The sequence below is a fragment of the Sneathiella sp. P13V-1 genome (assembly GCF_015143595.1).
Lineage (GTDB): Bacteria > Pseudomonadota > Alphaproteobacteria > Sneathiellales > Sneathiellaceae > Sneathiella.
The window spans coordinates 96,027-112,504 of sequence record NZ_WYEU01000004.1 but is presented as its reverse complement, the minus strand read 5'-3'; the positions used below and the strand labels follow the sequence as shown (position 1 = coordinate 112,504).

Annotated in this window: 21 protein-coding genes; 13 read left to right on the top strand and 8 right to left on the bottom strand. The window is 46.5% G+C overall.

The genetic code is table 11. The features are described from left to right. Window positions 1–55 precede the first annotated feature (55 nt). The 8 genes from GUA87_RS16035 (at window position 56) to GUA87_RS16000 (ending at window position 3,829) form a co-directional block, all read left to right on the top strand. Window positions 56–382, top strand: a complete 327-nt coding sequence (locus GUA87_RS16035; protein WP_193717632.1) for an EscU/YscU/HrcU family type III secretion system export apparatus switch protein — start codon at window positions 56–58, stop codon at window positions 380–382. Then, window positions 372–659, top strand: a complete 288-nt coding sequence (locus tag GUA87_RS16030) for a hypothetical protein (protein ID WP_193717631.1) — start codon at window positions 372–374, stop codon at window positions 657–659. Before GUA87_RS16035 ends, GUA87_RS16030 begins: the two co-directional genes overlap by 11 nt. A gap of 75 nt (window positions 660–734) precedes the next feature. Next, window positions 735–1,130 carry a flagellar biosynthetic protein FliO gene (locus GUA87_RS16025; RefSeq protein WP_193717630.1) on the top strand — a complete coding sequence of 132 codons (396 nt, stop codon included), beginning with the start codon at window positions 735–737 and terminating at the stop codon, window positions 1,128–1,130. After that, the gene (fliP, locus tag GUA87_RS16020; protein ID WP_193717629.1) at window positions 1,127–1,918 is read left to right on the top strand and encodes a flagellar type III secretion system pore protein FliP; all 792 of its coding nucleotides are present in this window, start codon (window positions 1,127–1,129) and stop codon (window positions 1,916–1,918) included. The genes GUA87_RS16025 and fliP overlap by 4 nt, the downstream gene beginning before the upstream one ends. Before the next feature lies 1 nt (window position 1,919). Continuing rightward, window positions 1,920–2,408 carry an EndoU domain-containing protein gene (locus GUA87_RS16015; RefSeq protein WP_193717628.1) on the top strand — a complete coding sequence of 163 codons (489 nt, stop codon included), beginning with the start codon at window positions 1,920–1,922 and terminating at the stop codon, window positions 2,406–2,408. Further along, the gene (locus tag GUA87_RS16010) at window positions 2,405–2,656 is read left to right on the top strand and encodes a hypothetical protein (protein WP_193717627.1); all 252 of its coding nucleotides are present in this window, start codon (window positions 2,405–2,407) and stop codon (window positions 2,654–2,656) included. Before GUA87_RS16015 ends, GUA87_RS16010 begins: the two co-directional genes overlap by 4 nt. A 71-nt stretch (window positions 2,657–2,727) precedes the next feature. After that, window positions 2,728–3,336 carry a LysE family translocator gene (locus GUA87_RS16005; protein ID WP_321575925.1) on the top strand — a complete coding sequence of 203 codons (609 nt, stop codon included), beginning with the start codon at window positions 2,728–2,730 and terminating at the stop codon, window positions 3,334–3,336. 97 nt (window positions 3,337–3,433) lie between these two features. Continuing rightward, the gene (locus GUA87_RS16000) at window positions 3,434–3,829 is read left to right on the top strand and encodes a flagellar basal body rod protein FlgC (RefSeq protein ID WP_193717716.1); all 396 of its coding nucleotides are present in this window, start codon (window positions 3,434–3,436) and stop codon (window positions 3,827–3,829) included. 36 nt (window positions 3,830–3,865) lie between these two features. Here GUA87_RS16000 and GUA87_RS15995 read toward each other — a convergent pair whose 3' ends face one another. Next, entirely contained in the window at window positions 3,866–4,831 is a 966-nt protein-coding gene (locus tag GUA87_RS15995) for an NAD(P)H-dependent flavin oxidoreductase (protein WP_193717625.1), read from the bottom strand. Window positions 4,832–4,972: 141 nt separating this feature from the next. Between GUA87_RS15995 and GUA87_RS15990 the strand changes: the two genes are divergently transcribed. From GUA87_RS15990 to GUA87_RS15980, 3 genes are all read left to right on the top strand, one after another. Beyond that, window positions 4,973–5,557 carry a TetR/AcrR family transcriptional regulator gene (locus GUA87_RS15990; RefSeq protein ID WP_193717624.1) on the top strand — a complete coding sequence of 195 codons (585 nt, stop codon included), beginning with the start codon at window positions 4,973–4,975 and terminating at the stop codon, window positions 5,555–5,557. Window positions 5,558–5,632: 75 nt separating this feature from the next. Next, window positions 5,633–6,361 (top strand): SDR family oxidoreductase, encoded by a 729-nt coding sequence (locus GUA87_RS15985; protein ID WP_193717623.1) that lies wholly within the window; start codon window positions 5,633–5,635, stop codon window positions 6,359–6,361. Between the two features lie 32 nt (window positions 6,362–6,393). Next, a complete protein-coding gene (locus GUA87_RS15980; protein ID WP_193717622.1) occupies window positions 6,394–7,005 on the top strand; it encodes a 2-hydroxychromene-2-carboxylate isomerase in 612 nt (203 codons plus the stop codon). A 14-nt stretch (window positions 7,006–7,019) separates the two neighbouring features. Here the strand turns inward: GUA87_RS15980 and GUA87_RS15975 are convergent, their stop codons facing one another. The 3 genes from GUA87_RS15975 to ahpC all read right to left on the bottom strand — a co-directional run bounded on the left by GUA87_RS15975 (window position 7,020) and on the right by ahpC (window position 9,778). Then, window positions 7,020–7,463, bottom strand: a complete 444-nt coding sequence (locus GUA87_RS15975; RefSeq protein WP_193717621.1) for a winged helix-turn-helix transcriptional regulator — start codon at window positions 7,461–7,463, stop codon at window positions 7,020–7,022. 115 nt (window positions 7,464–7,578) lie between these two features. After that, window positions 7,579–9,138, bottom strand: coding sequence for an alkyl hydroperoxide reductase subunit F (ahpF, locus tag GUA87_RS15970; RefSeq protein WP_193717620.1), 1,560 nt, complete (start codon window positions 9,136–9,138; stop codon window positions 7,579–7,581). 76 nt (window positions 9,139–9,214) lie between these two features. Beyond that, a complete protein-coding gene (gene ahpC / locus GUA87_RS15965; protein WP_193717619.1) occupies window positions 9,215–9,778 on the bottom strand; it encodes an alkyl hydroperoxide reductase subunit C in 564 nt (187 codons plus the stop codon). Between the two features lie 132 nt (window positions 9,779–9,910). Here ahpC and GUA87_RS15960 point away from each other — a divergent pair, with 132 nt between their 5' ends. After that, complete coding sequence (locus GUA87_RS15960) at window positions 9,911–10,819, top strand: hydrogen peroxide-inducible genes activator (protein WP_193717618.1); 909 nt, start codon at window positions 9,911–9,913, stop codon at window positions 10,817–10,819. Here GUA87_RS15960 and GUA87_RS15955 read toward each other — a convergent pair. Beyond that, a complete protein-coding gene (locus tag GUA87_RS15955; RefSeq protein ID WP_193717617.1) occupies window positions 10,816–13,566 on the bottom strand; it encodes an autotransporter domain-containing protein in 2,751 nt (916 codons plus the stop codon). The two genes, GUA87_RS15960 and GUA87_RS15955, sit on opposite strands and share 4 nt — an antisense overlap. 81 nt (window positions 13,567–13,647) lie before the next feature. Beyond that, complete coding sequence (locus tag GUA87_RS15950; RefSeq protein WP_193717616.1) at window positions 13,648–14,289, bottom strand: TetR/AcrR family transcriptional regulator; 642 nt, start codon at window positions 14,287–14,289, stop codon at window positions 13,648–13,650. Between the two features lie 115 nt (window positions 14,290–14,404). On the opposite strand from GUA87_RS15950, the gene GUA87_RS15945 reads away from it, so the two are divergent. Continuing rightward, window positions 14,405–15,247, top strand: coding sequence for a TauD/TfdA dioxygenase family protein (locus tag GUA87_RS15945; RefSeq protein ID WP_193717615.1), 843 nt, complete (start codon window positions 14,405–14,407; stop codon window positions 15,245–15,247). A gap of 31 nt (window positions 15,248–15,278) precedes the next feature. Here GUA87_RS15945 and GUA87_RS18260 read toward each other — a convergent pair whose 3' ends face one another. Further along, window positions 15,279–15,962: an HTTM domain-containing protein gene (locus GUA87_RS18260; RefSeq protein WP_193717614.1), complete on the bottom strand. Its 684-nt coding sequence runs from the start codon at window positions 15,960–15,962 to the stop codon at window positions 15,279–15,281. Continuing rightward, window positions 15,952–16,404, bottom strand: coding sequence for a hypothetical protein (locus GUA87_RS15935; protein ID WP_193717613.1), 453 nt, complete (start codon window positions 16,402–16,404; stop codon window positions 15,952–15,954). Before GUA87_RS15935 ends, GUA87_RS18260 begins: the two co-directional genes overlap by 11 nt. Window positions 16,405–16,478 lie beyond the last annotated feature (74 nt).

The following is a 16,478-nucleotide window of genomic DNA, read 5'->3' as shown; positions in this document are numbered from 1 at the left end:
TAATGACATCGGTGAGATCGATGTCGAAATCACCATTGGGGGATAGTGTGGTGACATGGCGGAACAGGATCAAAAGAAAAGTGACAGCGCGGTAGCAGTTGCCCTTTCACATGAAAAGGGAAGCAGCAAAGCCCCTATTGTGACAGCAACAGGCCGCGGCGCTGTGGCTGAGCAGATCCTGGATATTGCCTTTCAAAATGGCGTAAAGGTACGCGAGGATGCCAACCTCGCCCAAATCCTTGCGGAGGTGGATGTGGACAGCCCAATTCCGCTTGAAGCCTTTGCTGCTGTTTCGGAAATTCTGACATACTTATATCGGGCACAGAATGACCCTGCTCCAGCGCCTGAGTTTAAAGAGACAGATCCTGTAGATGACGAATAATAGTATTACGAACAGTATAACCGCCATGAAACAAAGCCTGCTCAATGACCTGAAGCAGGCAAAAGAAGGCGTCATAATCGACATCTCCAAGTTGCCAGAGCAATTGATGGTTCTTCACCAACATGTTGCCGAAACCGAGATAGCAGAAAAAGCGGACTTGGTAGCCAAATTTGAGGAGTTGCTGGAACTGCTGGATCAAATTGCCAAAGAAATTCACAGCAAGTATGAAGATTTAAACAGACAAATTAAGGTTTTGGATCAGGAACCAGAGCCTTGAGGAATATTGTTTTCAAATAGGCCCACCAACGCTAAGCTGAACTTAACTGATAGAAGACTGAGTACTGCATAGTCCATGGATCTGATAAATTATTCAAAATACATAATTGGCCTCTTATTCGTACTGGGGCTTATCGGGCTACTTGCATATATTGTTCGAAGGGCGGGCTTTATCCCTTCAGCAGAACGCCCGCGCCTCTCTAAAAAAAGGCTCGGCATATCGCAAATGATTGCGTTGGATGCAAAACGCCGTCTTGTCCTGATCCGCCGGGACGACAAGGAACATCTGGTTATTTTGGGACCCAACAGCGAAACCGTTATAGAAACCGACATTCAGGCAATACCGGCATCCCTTGAACAAGTTCATGAAGATGAAAAAGGCGATACATCTGAAGACAGCGATGCACATACACATGAGCCGCGCCTCCCGCGCCTTCCCGTCCATCACCACAATGACGAGGCTTCCCAATGAGTGTTATCTCAAGGATCAAAAAGGTGGGCCTCAAACGCGCCAGTTTGTACAGTGCCTTGCTTGCTATTGCTTTGACACCCTTATTTGCCGTAGAGGCAATCGCTCAGTCTCTCACCCTTGATCTTGGGGACGAAGCTGGCCCGCTAACTGGCCGTATTGTTCAAATCGTTGTTTTAATGACTGTCTTGAGTTTGGCTCCGGCCATCCTCATCGTGACCACGTCATTTACCCGTCTTATCGTTGTCCTGTCGCTTTTGAGAAGCGCACTTGGTATTCAGACCACCCCACCAAATGTGGTGATTATTTCTCTCGCACTTTTCCTGACAGGCTTCATCATGGCGCCGACATTGGAAAGCGCTTATCAAAATGGTGTCCTGCCCCTGGTGAATGAAGAAATTGACGAAGAGGAAGCCTTCGTCAGGATCGCCACACCGTTTCAAACTTTCATGTTGAAACACGCGCGTGAAAAAGACGTTCAGTTGTTTATGGACTTAAGCGCCACTGAAAATGTTGAGACACCCGAAGCAATTCCGTTAAAGGTCCTCATACCCGCATTTATGATCAGCGAATTGAAACGCGCCTTTGAAATCGGTTTTTTGTTATTCATACCATTCTTGGTCATCGATATGGTGGTTGCTTCTATCCTCATGTCCATGGGTATGATGATGCTGCCTCCCGTTATGATCGCCCTCCCCTTTAAACTGATCTTCTTTGTCTTGGTGGATGGCTGGAATTTGGTAGCAAAAAGTCTGGTTGAAAGCTTCGCTGCTGGCGCTCCGCCCTCGTAAAATGAGACTGCTCACCGCCTTTGTTTTTGTCGTCCTGCTGCTAGACGCTAGCAGTGTTATCGCCAGATCTTCTTCCGACTGGTCCGAAACTGATCCATCCGTAAACCTAACCCACATTTTTCTGGGTGAAATAAACAAAAAAGGCAAAGCCACGGGTCTTCACCATTTGAAAGGCGGCCAGCCGACACAAAACGCACGACTTAAGAAAATCCTGTCCACAGCGAACCGCTTTGGCATTTACACAGCAATGATCCAAATTCGCGATCTAAAAAACAACACATGGAAAGAAAAATTCTCAAGCATGTTCCCTAACACCTATTCTAAACAGCAGGTGTTAGATGTGATCTTAAAAGCTTATCGAAACGCCGACCTAAGGAAAGGTCAGAAATGGGGCGGTCCCAGTGGAAAGGGATACAGGATAGAAGGGTATCTCTTGCGCGATGGGCGTATCATTACAGCCTATCCCATTTATAGAAAGACTACCCCATGACGAGTAAAGACTATCTGGATGAGGTATTTGAAACGGAACTTCAGGGTTCTGTTGAATTGGCCAAAGAGTTCCAGTCCGCCCTATTCGAAAATAACAGCCCCCGTGAACTATCAGGAAATCTGTATTCATTCTCCCCTACAAACGAGAACATTCTCATAGAGAATTTATTCGATGAAGAAGATGTGCAGTCTGTATCAGCCATCATATTCAAAGAAAGATTAGAGTCATACATTAAGCGAATTGGGTAAGATTTTTTCAGATATGTCAGCACTATTGACATTTATGAAAATATAGGTCATTATTACTGACATAAATAACAATGAAAGCCTGCCCCATGAATGTCGCCTTTCTTCCATTGATATCCTATTCTTTCGTGAATTCCATAACGCCTGGGCCCAACAATATTATGCTGGCAACTTCCGGTGTTAATTACGGTTTCATGCGGACACTCCCGCATTTTTGCGGGGTGTATTTCGGCTTTTTATTTATGTTGGCCATTGTCTCCTTGGGGCTTGGAGAGATCTTCACAAAGGTTCCCGAAATCCAAATGGCGATGAAGTACGCAGGAAGCGCCTACTTGCTCTATCTTGCTTACCGGATCACACAAGCGGGACAACTCTCCAAGGTAAAGGTTGCGAAACCCCTCACTTTTATTGAAGCGGCCCTGTTCCAATACATTAATCCGAAAGCTTGGGTGCTTGCGGCCACCATACCCGCCTCTTTCGTTTCCACCCCTGGCGTAAGCCAGCAAGATGTCATCTATCTACTCATGGGTCATGGGCTCGCCAGCTTCCCATCCGTCTTACTTTGGGTTATTGCAGGCACTCAGCTACGGCGCTTGCTGTCCTCACCTAAGAATTTGAAGATCTTCAACTACACGATGGCGTTGCTTCTCGTCGGCACTGTTGCGATGATCCTAACAGCATGAATTTACGAATTGTTAACGATTTACTCCTATAAAGTGCATATTGAGAAATCAATATTCGTATAAAGTTTATTTAAAATTTTATGCAATAGGAGCGCCGATGACTTCAGTGATAAATTCAGCCTTGGCAGGAATGCATGCCGCGTCACGGAAAGTGAGCGTGGGTGCAGGAAATATCGCGAATATGAATACGGTAGGGCGCCCTGGCGAGACAACCGGCGCCGAAGCTGCTTATCGCCCTATTGATGCTGTGCAGATTTCTGGTGCCGCAGGTCTTCCCGAAACCCGCTATCAGGAGCGCAATCCTGCGACATCACTGAGTTATCAACCTTCGCATCCCTATGCATCAGATGAAGGGTATGTGGAAGCGCCAAATGTGGATTTGGCAACCGAGCTCGTTAACAACAAAATTGCCCAGCGAACTTATGAGGCCAACATCAAGTCCATTATCACATGGGACGAAATGCAGGCCACATTGTTGGATATCAAATCCTGACCCCAAAAAGTGGGATCAGGATATATTTTCTATGCTTCAAGAAATTGAGAGACGCTCTTTAGCAGCGTTATATTCCCCAATCATACGTTCAACCAACTGACCTGCAGTTGGGACGTCTTTGATTGCGCCAATACCCTGTCCGCAACCCCAGATATCTTTCCATGCTTTCTTGTCAGTATTACCACCAGAGCCAAAGTTCATTTTACTTGGATCACTTTCTGGCAGGTTGTCTGGATCCATGCCTGCGTTGACAATGGATGGTTTCAGGTAGTTACCGTGCACGCCCGTAAACAGGTTGGTGTAGACGATGTCATCTGCACAGCTATCTACAAGGCATTGTTTGTAAGCCGGATCAGCGTTCGCCTCTTTCGTCGCAATAAATGCTGATCCTACATAGCCCAGGTCTGCACCCATGGCTTGTGCCGCCAAAATCGCATCACCAGTCGCGATGGAGCCACCCAGAAGAAGCAAACCATCAAACCATTCACGAATTTCCTGAATAAGTGCAAAAGGAGACAATGTTCCAGCATGGCCGCCAGCACCAGATGCCACAGCAATCACACCGTCGGCGCCTTTTTCAATTGCTTTCTTCGCAAACTGGTTGTTGATGATGTCGTGGATCACGATACCGCCCACAGAATGCATCGCATCATTTACTTCGGTGCGCGCACCCAGTGATGTGATCGTGACAGGCACTTTATATTTAACGCACAATTCAACATCATGCATGAGGCGGTCATTGGATTTGTGCACAATCTGGTTTACTGCAAATGGTGCGGCAGGATTATCCGGGTTCTTCTGGTTATAATCATCCAGTTCTTCAGTAATACGTTGCAGCCATTGCTCCAACACTTCGATCGGGCGAGCATTTAGCGCTGGGAAGGAGCCAACAATGCCGGCTTTACACTGTGCAATCACCAGATCCGGATTGGAAATGATGAAAAGCGGAGAGCCGATAGCAGGCAGTCTCAGTTTATTTTGCAGCTGCGGTGGTAATGACACTTTATTATCTCCTGTTTTTCAATTCTTGGGCCATTTACTGGTCATTTCAGAAAAATCTGACTCGCCCCTTCACAAATGGACATTTGTCCGTATAATGCGAAAACGGACAAATGTCCACATAAATTGTGAGCTAATATAAAAATGACAAGAAGTGACGCGCGGCAAAACAGAAAACTAATCATGGAGGCTTTTCACAAAGCCACTCGTGAGGAACGCACGCTCCTGCCAACCATGTCTGAGATCGTCAATCTATCGGGCCTTGGACGTGGCACCGTTTATCGCCACTTCCCGGATATTGGCGCCCTCTCCTTCTCGTTTATGGCGGAAGGTTATGAAGCATTATTTGCCAAAAGCCGAGAATTGCTCAACCAAGCCTCCAATAGAGATCAGTCATATGAAGCTCTGGAAGATCATTTGTTACGGTATCGCGCATTTACGCATCAACATCTGGCGTTGCTAACCACACCTGAATGCATGACATCTGAAGGGTATGCCCTCGCCCATAAAAGCCAAAGACAGTGTGTAAGACGTGCCTTTAGAGACATAGCGGGCCTCGGCAAAGAAAGTCCTTTTCTGCTGGAAGCAGCAGTTGATCTGATTTCCCGTGTTTCAGACCCGGAGCATTTGAAAGCTGCCGGCATTTCGCAAAACTCACCAGATGATCAGGCCGAGGCTGATATCAAGCTGGCACTGCATCTATCGAAAGAAATCCTGAAACGGTTTTAAGATTACAGCTTCAATTAAATCCTTACTTGCGAATAGTGAGTTTATTTTTTAAACTTATATAAAAGGAGCAAAAACATGCCAGATAAAAAAGTTGCCCTTGTTATCGGTGCCGGTGACGCAACAGGCGGTGCCATTGCAAAAAGGTTTGCCCGGGAAGGATATGTAACAGCTTGTGTACGTCGCAATGCTGACAAACTCGCCCCTCTCGTTGAGGAAATTGAAAATGAGGGCGGTGAAGCAATTGCTTTTGGAACAGATGCCAGAAAAGAAGATCAAGTTCAGAAATTGGTTGCCAACATAGAAGATAATATTGGCCCGATTGAAGTGTTTGTTTTCAATATTGGGGCAAATGTTCCCAGCAGTATCCTGGAAGAAACAACCCGCAAATTCTATAAAATCTGGGAAATGGGATGCTTTTCCGCCTTCCTGACAGGGCGCGAAGTTGCCCTTCGCATGAAGGAGCGCGGTCAGGGTACCATGATCTTTACGGGAGCCACCGCCAGTGTGCGTGGCGGGGCAAATTTCGCTGCTTTTGCAGGATCAAAACATGCACTTCGGGCGATGGCCCAATCCATGGCAAGAGAACTTGGGCCAATGGGGATCCATGTTGGACATGTGATTGTAGATGGTGCCATTGATACGGACTTTATCCGGACGAATTTCCCTGCACGCTATGCGCTGAAAGACCAGGATGGCATTCTAAATCCCAATCATATCGCAGAGAATTACTGGAACCTACATCAACAACCTCGGGACGCTTGGACATTTGAAATTGATCTGCGCCCTTGGATGGAGAAATGGTAGAACAAAGAAAAACAAAAATAGGGAGAACCGAAATGAGCAAAGTTGATTTTTATTATGATGTTGCCAGCCCCAACACCTATTTCAGCCACAAGCTGATCCCAGGAATTGAGGAGCGAACAGGTGCAAAATTTAATTACATACCTGTTCTGCTGGGTGGGATTTTTAAGCTAACACACAATGTGGCGCCATTTGTTCGCTATCAGGAAGTCAAAAATAAGAACGACTATCTGCGCATCGAGATGATGCGTTTTGTTCGCGATTACAAGATGACTGAGTTTAGAATGAACAGTCATTTCCCTGTAAATACCGTTATGACACAACGCGGCGCCATCGTTGCGGAAATGGAGGGGTTTCTTCCCGCTTATGTGGAAGCCACATTGAAAGCTATGTGGGAACAATCTATTAAAATGGATGATGCAGAAACATTCCACAAGGCACTGGTCGATGCTGGATTGGATGCGGATCACATTGCCAAACGCATTCAGGATCAGGATGTAAAAGATAAGCTCATGGCCAACACCTCAGCGGCAGTTGATCGCGGTGTCTTTGGCTGCCCTACCGTCTTTGTCGGTGATGAAATGTATTTCGGCAAAGACCGTATGGATGGGGTCGAACAAGAAATCAATCGCCAGAAAGCAGCATAAATAATTGGGCGGTTTTACACCGCCCTTTTCACACCGACCTGTTGCGGGGTAATGTCTTCACCGCAGTCACCACACACAATACGCGCATTTAAGGTATGACCGCAGTTTTTGTGCACCCTTTGCACTGGTGGCGTTTTTCCATCAGACCGATACTGGTCCCCCCATTGAACCAATGTCAAAATAACCGGATAGAGGTCCTGCCCTTTCTTGGTAAGGCGATAATCATATCGAGTTGGCCGTTCCTGATAAGGTTGCTTTTCAAGAACACCGGCCTCAACCAACTTGGCCAGTCGATTGGTAAGAATGGTTCTGGAGACATCAAGAGAATTCAGAAAATCATCAAAGCGGCGAATGCCTAAAAAGCAATCTCGCAGGATCAATAAAGTCCAACGATCACCAATCACTGATAATGTCTGGGCAACAGAACATTCCGCCTGCCCCAACTCTTCCCAACGCATCTCATCTCTCCTTTAAAGGCGAGTGTACTACAGGTGGGTTCAATTTCAAAACTGGCATGTGATCCGGACAAAAAAAGGGCGGTTTAGACCGCCCTTTTAATAAAACTTCGAAAAATCAGTCTTGTTTCAGAATATAGTCGAAGGCAGTAAGAGCTGCTTTCGCGCCTTCACTCATCGCAATAACGATCTGCTTGTAAGGCACTGTGGTGACATCACCACATGCGTAAATACCAGAAGCGCTCGTTTCATTTCGCTCATTAATCTCAACTTCGCCCCACGGGGTCAGATCCACGACACCTTTTAAAAACTCGCTATTGGGGACCAGTCCAATTTGGACGAAGACACCTGCAAGCGTTTTTGTGTGTGTCGCTTCGCTTTCACGGTCTTGATATTGGATCGCATTCACTTTACCGTCCGCTGCCAGAATTTCCTCTGTCGCGACATTTTTCAGGATCGTAATGTTATCACGCTTTTCAGCCTGATCGATCAACACCTTATCAGCTTTCAGCTCCGGTAAGAATTCAAACAGTGTTACAGATTTGACGATACCTGCAAGGTCAAGGGCTGCTTCGACACCGGAGTTTCCACCGCCGATAACCGCAACATCCTTGCCCTTAAAGAATGGGCCATCACAATGCGGGCAATATGCGACACCATTACCGACATTTTCTTTCTCCCCCGGGATGCCAAGCTCACGCCATTTGGCGCCTGTTGCAATGATCACCGTTTTCGTTTGAATTTCCTCGCCAGAGGATAGCTTCACTGTTTTGATGTCACCTTGAACAATTTCTTCCACACGGAAGTGCTCTTTCATGGTGATATCATAATCTTTCATATGTTCCTGCATCGCGCCGACAAGCTCTGGGCCTGTTGTTTTCGGTACGGAAATCATGTTTTCGATGCCCATGGTATCTTTCACCTGTCCACCCACGCGGTCAGCAATCATGGTGACCTTCAAACCTTTACGCGCAGAGTAAATCGCTGCGGAGACACCGGCTGGACCACCGCCAATAATGGTCACATCCTGAAGCGGTAACGCCGGGGCATCTGACTTCACTTCAGTCACGGAAGGATAACGCTCAATCAATTTATCCAGTAACTGCGCTGTATCAATCTTGCCGTTGGCAAACAGTTCACCGTTTAGGTAAACAGACGGCACACCTTGAATGCTCCGCTCTTCGATCAGCTCAGGGTAAACACCACCATCAATGGTTTCGGTTGAAATGTTATCGTTCAGGGTCGCGAACTGGTTCAGCGCCTGAACAACATCCGGGCAGTTGTGACAACTAAGTGAGACAAAAACCTCAAACTTCAGTTCTTCAGATACATTCCGAATAATGTTCTGCAAGCTGTCATCCAACTTCAGTTCTGTACCGGAAGAGTGAAGAACGGCCAACACCATTGAATTAAATTCATGTCCACCCGGGATGCCTGAGAAGATAATCCCGTTTGGCTCACCATCCACTTCCAGCATAAAGCTGACAGGACTACGTAGAACACCGTTTGTATCGCGCTCTTCAACGGACAATCTGTCAGAAACAGAGGCGAAATCGTTTAGAAATTTCAGAAGTTCAGGGCGCTTGGCATGATCACCAGTTTGAACAACCAGCTTAATGTCATTTGCCATATTGGCTGTGTAGCCTTTTAGTGCAGTCAGAATGTCATTTGTAAGCATAATAGGTACCCTACTCTTCAATATTGGGGATGGTGGGCGGCGATGCGCCACCCACCGAACTGTTTAAGGCAATGCCTTAGATTTTGCCGACGAGGTCCAGGCTTGGTGTCAGTGTTGCCTGACCTTCTTCCCAAGCTGCCGGGCAAACTTCGCCGTCGTTGGCAGCTACGTACTGAGCAGCTTTAACTTTACGAACCATGTCTTTTGCAGAACGGCCGATACCCAGATCGTGGATTTCAGCAACTTTGATGATGCCTTCTGGGTTTGCGAGGAATGTACCGCGCAGCGCCTGACCAGCTTCTTCGATCATCACGTCGAAACCACGTGTGATGGCGCCAGTTGTGTCACCCAGCATTGGGTAGTTGATTTTACCAATGGCGTCACTTGCATCGTGCCATGCTTTGTGAACGAAGTGGCTGTCTGTAGAAACAGCATAAACTTCAACGCCCAGACCTTGCAGTTCTTCGTAATGGTTTGCCATGTCTTCAAGTTCTGTTGGGCAAACAAATGTAAAGTCTGCTGGGTAGAACAGGAAGATGGACCATTTGCCTTTTACATCTTCAGAAGAAACTGTTTTGAACTCACCGTTGTGGAACGCTTCTGTAGTGAATTCAGGAATGGACTTATTAATCATTACCATTGGTTTATTTCCTTTAAAATCTGTCAATTGACCGCGCCCCTCAAGCGACGCTGATTGGGAAAGTAACCATTGCAGCGATAAAGTAAAATGAATAATATTGAAGATATCGATCTATTTTTTGGAACATGAGAAATGATCTCTTTGAAGCAGCTCACCTACGCTCTCGCAGTCGCAGAAACCCGACATTTCAAAAAGGCGGCGGCCCAATGTGGCGTTTCTCAATCAGCCCTCAGCACGGCTGTATCAGAACTTGAAAATCAGCTTGGCGTCCAGATTTTTGAACGCGACAACAAAAAGGTTCTCATCTCACCGATCGGAGAGCAGATTCTGAGCAAAGCCAGAGACATAAAATTAGATATTGATGATCTCTATATGATCTCGCAAGGGCAGCAGGCTCCGCTGAGCTACCCTCTATCCATTGGGGTTATTCCTACCATCGGGCCTTACCTACTTCCCAAAACATTGCCAGAAGTCAGAAAGCAATATCCTGACTTGAAACTGCGCATTGTAGAAGAACAGTCTGAGGTTTTGGTTGAGAAGGTCAGAAAAGGTGAGCTAGACACAGCTATCCTCGCCCTACCCTATGCTGTGGATGGACTATTGGCTTTGGAGTTCTGGCAAGAAGACTTTTACCTCGTCACCAATAAATCAAGTGACATTGCCAATAGAAAAGAGATTTCCAGCGCTGAACTGGATGAAGGACATTTGCTTCTCTTAAAAGATGGCCATTGCCTGAAAGACCATGTTTTGGCGGCGTGTAAATTACAGGCGACGCAAACAGATCATTCATTGGAAGGAGCCAGCCTCTATACACTGATCCAAATGGTCGCAAGTCAGATGGGGACAACCATGGTCCCGCAAATGGCATTGGATCAGCTTGTCTCCCACAGTAACGAGCTGACCGCAGTTCACCTCAACGAGCCTGGACCACATCGCAAATTGGCATTCATCACCCGGCTCAATTACGCCGGGGTTCCCAACATCGAACTGCTCATCAAGCTATTCAAAGGTCAATTAATGCACTACTGCGCGCCAAACTAGAAACTATAGGTCAGTTTTAAGTCTGCGTTATGGCCCTCAAAACCCTCGCGAAGGCTATACTTGTACGCCATGTTCAGCTCTAATCTATCCTGATTAAAGAGGGTAAGGTCTGCTCCAATATATCCACTATGGCGCTCAGGTTTGATGTTATTTGTCGTGAAACTACTACCACCACCTGTAAATTTCTGGGTGGTTTCAATCTCTTCAACCAATATGCCGTAGGAATATCCTGCGAGGAGGCGCGGTGTAATAGCTAAACCCTCTCCATGAAAGGTCTTACTTATAGCAATTGATGTACCCAACGCTAATTGCTGGAACACTTCCGCATCCACATCCAGGTTGGCAGCACCGGCACCGGTTTCGACGTAATCTTCTGTGTAGAGAAGGTCATAATTCGCAGAAATTGTAGGCTCAAAATCAATCCCGCCAAAACCGATTTTGCGGCTGGTTCCCATGTTTAGCCCGAACTGGTAACCATCAAAATCACCTTTCGCAGTGCGATCAATCCCCCCCACTACGACACCACGGGATGAGTCGAACTGGCTGTATCCAAGTGCAACTTGTCCAAAGAATGTATTCGCACCATCTTCGAGAGAGGAATACAAAGCAAGATGATAGTTGTCGGATACAGTGTCGGAATCCTGATTATTCACTTCAGACTTCACGTGATCATACCCAAAGGACACCCCAACCAAAAGCTGATCATATCCTTCCAGAGAAAACTGTTTGTCTGCCCCAACAGCAAATCCTACAGAGCGCGCCTCGTACCCGTCGAAACCATCCTTGTCGTCTTGCTCTCCATGGAAATACAGCCCTTGAAGCCATATATTCTTTTGGGCCGCAGACATGTCATCACCCGCAGCAACACCGACATTTGAGGTAGATCTGTTGAAGATCCGTTGGCCTACAACCGTCCTTTGGAACTGTTGCGATCTAAGTGCGCTCAACACCAGGGCGGTCTTGGTGTGATTATCCAAACGTTGAAACGCCTCGTTTCTGGATTCTGCGTCAGGCAACGCGTTCAAGGCGGCAAGTAAAGGCGCATCACCTGCGAATGCGACAGATGAAACTTGCTGCACTTTCAGCGCATTAGGAGACAACCCTAATGTACTGGCAATGACATTTAGAACAAGGGTGTCCCCAACTTTTTCAAGGGTAAAATCGTATTGCCCTGAGCTTTCTACAAGATTGATTGCTGTAGGATCAACTGTCAGGTTACTTCCTCCACCTGCACCCGTAGCATCTATCAAAGTATACTGATCACCCACCGTTACATTGGCGACACTGTTAATCTGAACGGTACCATTATCATGAAAAGTGATCGTGACATCATCAGCGCCATTATTCAATTGAGCAGGATTAGAACCATCCAGATCAAATTCCAATACGGTATCGGCCGCAATATCAGTTGAGGCACTGACGGTAACTTCAACAGAGTTCAGGTCCAAAGAAGCGCCATCCAGATCTATCCCGCCTTCAATGGTGGAATCCCCAGCGAACTCAATTCGTCCATTATTGATATCAAGCAGGAGATCATTATCCGCTCCAAGACTATCAACGAAGTTACCATTCACAATGAAAGTGCCCGCTCCTGTCATATTGAAGGTTGAAGCTTCACCACGAAAAGCAACAGTTCCCGCATTCAACAGACTAATGCTTTTCCCCGCAACCGGTGCAACCGTAATAACCGTTCCTGCAGTACTTCCTACATCAAGTTCACCATTTATAGTGCCGCCAGATAGAGTAACGGTATGTGCGGCCCCAAAACCTAAATCTGCATCACCATTTAAGACTGCACCATCGCCCATTGAAAAGCTGTTTCCAGTCAGACCGCTTAACTCTATATCGCCATTTACAGTACCCCCAGCCAGGTCAATATTATGAGCTGCATCAGATACCACTCTGATTTTACCAGAGATCAAGCCGCCGGTATTATTCGTGATATCCACTCTCCCAACACCTGCAGGGTCAACAACAGTCACTGAGGCGACGCTACCAGATAAGGTACCGCTATTTATTAGGGTTAAATCACTATTTCCATCAACATGTATACCGTACTGATTGACACCATCAATTGACCCAGTATTTGCAATGCTAAAGTTCGCGTCACCGGTCAATTCAATACCATCATTTGTACCGCTAATCGTGCCAGAATTTGAGAATTGTTGAGACTGTGAAGTTGCTATTCGTATCGCATCAGAAGCTGACGAATTAGCGCCATCTGTGTTACGAACGATGCCATTTAATGTCCATCCGGAAGTTTGATCAGACGTTAGCCATATCGCCCTAGACGAACCGGTGGATTCAATTATACCACCGGTGTTATTAAACACTGTAATTTGGCCCGAAACCAACAAGGTTGAACCAGCCCCACCAACAGATTGGATCGTTCCAGAATTGTTTAAGTTTGTGATCGTTCCGGAGACTTGAAGTGGGTTCAAACCACCATCCACGTTACTGATAGTCCCGCTGTTGTCCAGAGTATCAAGCGTAATTCCAGTGAGAATATTTACCGTATCCGTAGAACCACCCGCAGCATTGCCGTCGTTAATGGTTCCCGTGTTTGTAATAGTTCCATGGTCTCCATCAACAACAATCGCATCAATATTGCCGTTATTTGTGTATGGTCCTAAACCATCTATGTCCGTCACGCCGGGATTGTAGATCAAGACGTCAGCAAACGAAGGCGTAGGTCCGCTGGAAAGAACCAATGTCATTGCAGCAGTGGCAAGCAGTTTTCTTTTCAAAATACCCCCCAAAGAAACCTAGCTTTTGATACTAACCAATAAGCGCATCTGATTGAACCGATTTTGATATAAATTTTTCAATTATTTTGAAGAACCCGCCCCAATCATCCTCTTAACGGCGACTTGAGTATTTTCAACCAATTCATCCAACGACAACAAATTGGGGGCATTTAGCACTTGCGTTGCAACACCGCGCAGCAAACCAACTATTAGTGTCGAAGTAATCAGTTGTTGCCCCTTGGGAATTTCAAACTCGCCCGCGTCAACACCAATCTGTAAATAGGCTTCTACTTCAGCACGAAACAGTTCGTCTACACGTTGTATTTCTTCGGCAATTTGTGGCAGACCACCAAGAGATTCCCCCATAAGAACATAGAGTGCTCTAATCCTGGTTTGCTGTTCCACAACATCTTTCAGATACAAAGCGACAAATCTGCTGAGTTGCTCGGTCGCGCTGAGATCTTCATTCGCCCCTCTTTCGCTCAGAGTTTGACCCTGAAAACGGTTCAATATAGTGGCCAGCACTGCCCGTAATACGCGTTCTTTATTTCCAAAGCGATTACTCACCAAAGTTCCGGTGCATCCCGCACGTTCCCCAATTTGGATGAGGGTTGTACGCTGATATCCTTTTTCTGCAAACAAAGTTATTGCTGCTTCGATAATGCGTTGACTGGATTCCTCGCGGCGTTCTGAATTGCGCCTTGGTGTTGTTTTTACTGGCATGAGCGTTCTCTATTTCTCAATGAACTCAATCACATACATACCACATAAATTTAGTTGTTGTTCAACAACTATTTGCGTGCTACCAGTACTTCATAATAACAAGAACGAGAAAACAATGGTATCAGTCACAAAAATCGACGCCCCATGCGGCGCAATAATTGAAGATATCGACTTGTCCAAGCCGATGGATGACAACACACGCAAAAAGGTCAGAAAGGCCTGGATGGATCACCATGTGTTGGTCTTTCCAAAACAAAAGCTGGAAAATGAACAGCTTGTAGCTTTTGCTGAAAGCATTGGCCCGATCGGAGAAGATCCTTATATCGGCCCAATTGAAGGGCACAACAAAATCGCGGCAATCCATCGTCTTGCAGACGAGACAGGCCGTATTTTTGCAGACAACTGGCATTCAGACTGGACATTCATGCCCACTCCGCCTGCAGGCACCTGCCTCTATGGAATTACAATCCCACCTGAAGGCGGCGATACATATTTCTCTAACCAACATCTGGCATATGACGAAATGCCAGCGGATATGAAGGCAAAATTCGAAAATCTATCCGGCATCTATTCAGCTGGCACCGCTTACGCACCCGATGGCGCTTACGCCGAAGACAAATTTGACGGCGCGATGAACATCATTTTATCTGAAGAGGCCAATAAAAAACAAACCCATCAGGTTGTCAGAAATCACCCTGAAACAGGCAGAATTGGCCTGTTTGGCGGTAGTTACCTTGTGGGTATTGAAGGAATGGGTGCGAAAGAGAGCGCTGAGCTGTTAAGAGAGCTTCATCAATGGCAAAACCAGGATCAATTTGTCTATCGTCACAAATGGGAGGAAGGCACGTTAGTTCTTTGGGACAACCGATCAGTGCTTCACCGGGCAAGCGGTGGATACGAAGGCTATGAGCGGAAACTCCATCGTCTTACGATTGCAGATGATCCAGCCTACTACTAACAAAAAGCCCCTCTTTTTCGCGGGGTTTTCTTTATCCAAAAACGCGCAGCTGTAACCAGATCAGGGAGGGATAGGCGGAAATCCAAACCCAGAAAAACCGGTTTAATCCAAAGAAGCAAGCATTGGAGAAATGGAAAGCCGCCGCCACAAAAAGCGCCGCGTACAACGCCCATTGATTTAGAAAGCTCAGCGGGAAAATCAACTCAAATAGGATGACAGCCCAGGACATCAGTAGGAGAGTGTGAGGGCGTTTTGCCCATCCCCTGAGGTTTTCACTAACGGGATATGCTGAATATTCAAAAACGTTGCTGAGTGCCTGCCCGCTTCGCCACTCTGAGTTCACAATTTTAACCCACCCGGAAATGAAATAGGAAAGGATCATCTGAACCCCGAGATACCCAAAAGCAGCTTTTTGCCAAAAGGGATCAGGCAACCAGTTTGAAAGCACCTGGCAGGTAAGTATCAGGATACCCATCCTGTCGCTGCCGCCATTATACGGTCCCTGAAAACGGTGCAGCAAGTATACAGCTATGCCCCAAAGTCCGATCAAGGCAACTCCTGAATAAACTCCGCTCATCACCACTGAACAGAGCAAAATGCGAAAAAGAAATATCCATCGTGCGGATTTGACAACCCGCCAATACTCCAAAGACTGTAGAGAAAAGGCAAAGGCAAGCATCACTTCAGAAACACGAAGGGCCAACTCAAACGTCACGTTGCTCTCCGTCATAAACGTTAAAAACTGGAGAGATATAGGTCACTTCACGATGAATCTCCCCTTCATGTCGATGCAAAAAAGCCAAGCGAAACTTAAAACGCTGTTCGTTGTTTTCAGGGCTGGAGGCCAAATCACCTCGGATACGTCCAGATATCTCATCTACGCTATGCTCGGTGGGGTGTGCCATTAAACGCTCTGCACAGCTCATCAGAAACAGACTTTCATTCCAATGAGGATTGTGAAGCATCCGCGAGAGCATTTTGCTGAAGGGAACATGAGAAGGTCTTGGCCTGAACTCCTGCCACACCCCTTCTTCTTCCTCACGAACAATATTGCAATATTCAATACGAGGAGAGGGCGCGATTTCGTCAAAAAAGCGCCAGGAAGGGACAATAGCTGGCAACAAAAGCCAAAAGGTTTCTATAACTTTTCCTAGCAAACTCGCTCCCCTCTTTTGATCGTTATTATTGACGCATACTTGTAGCTGTCAAAATAAAAGGAGACTCTTATTGA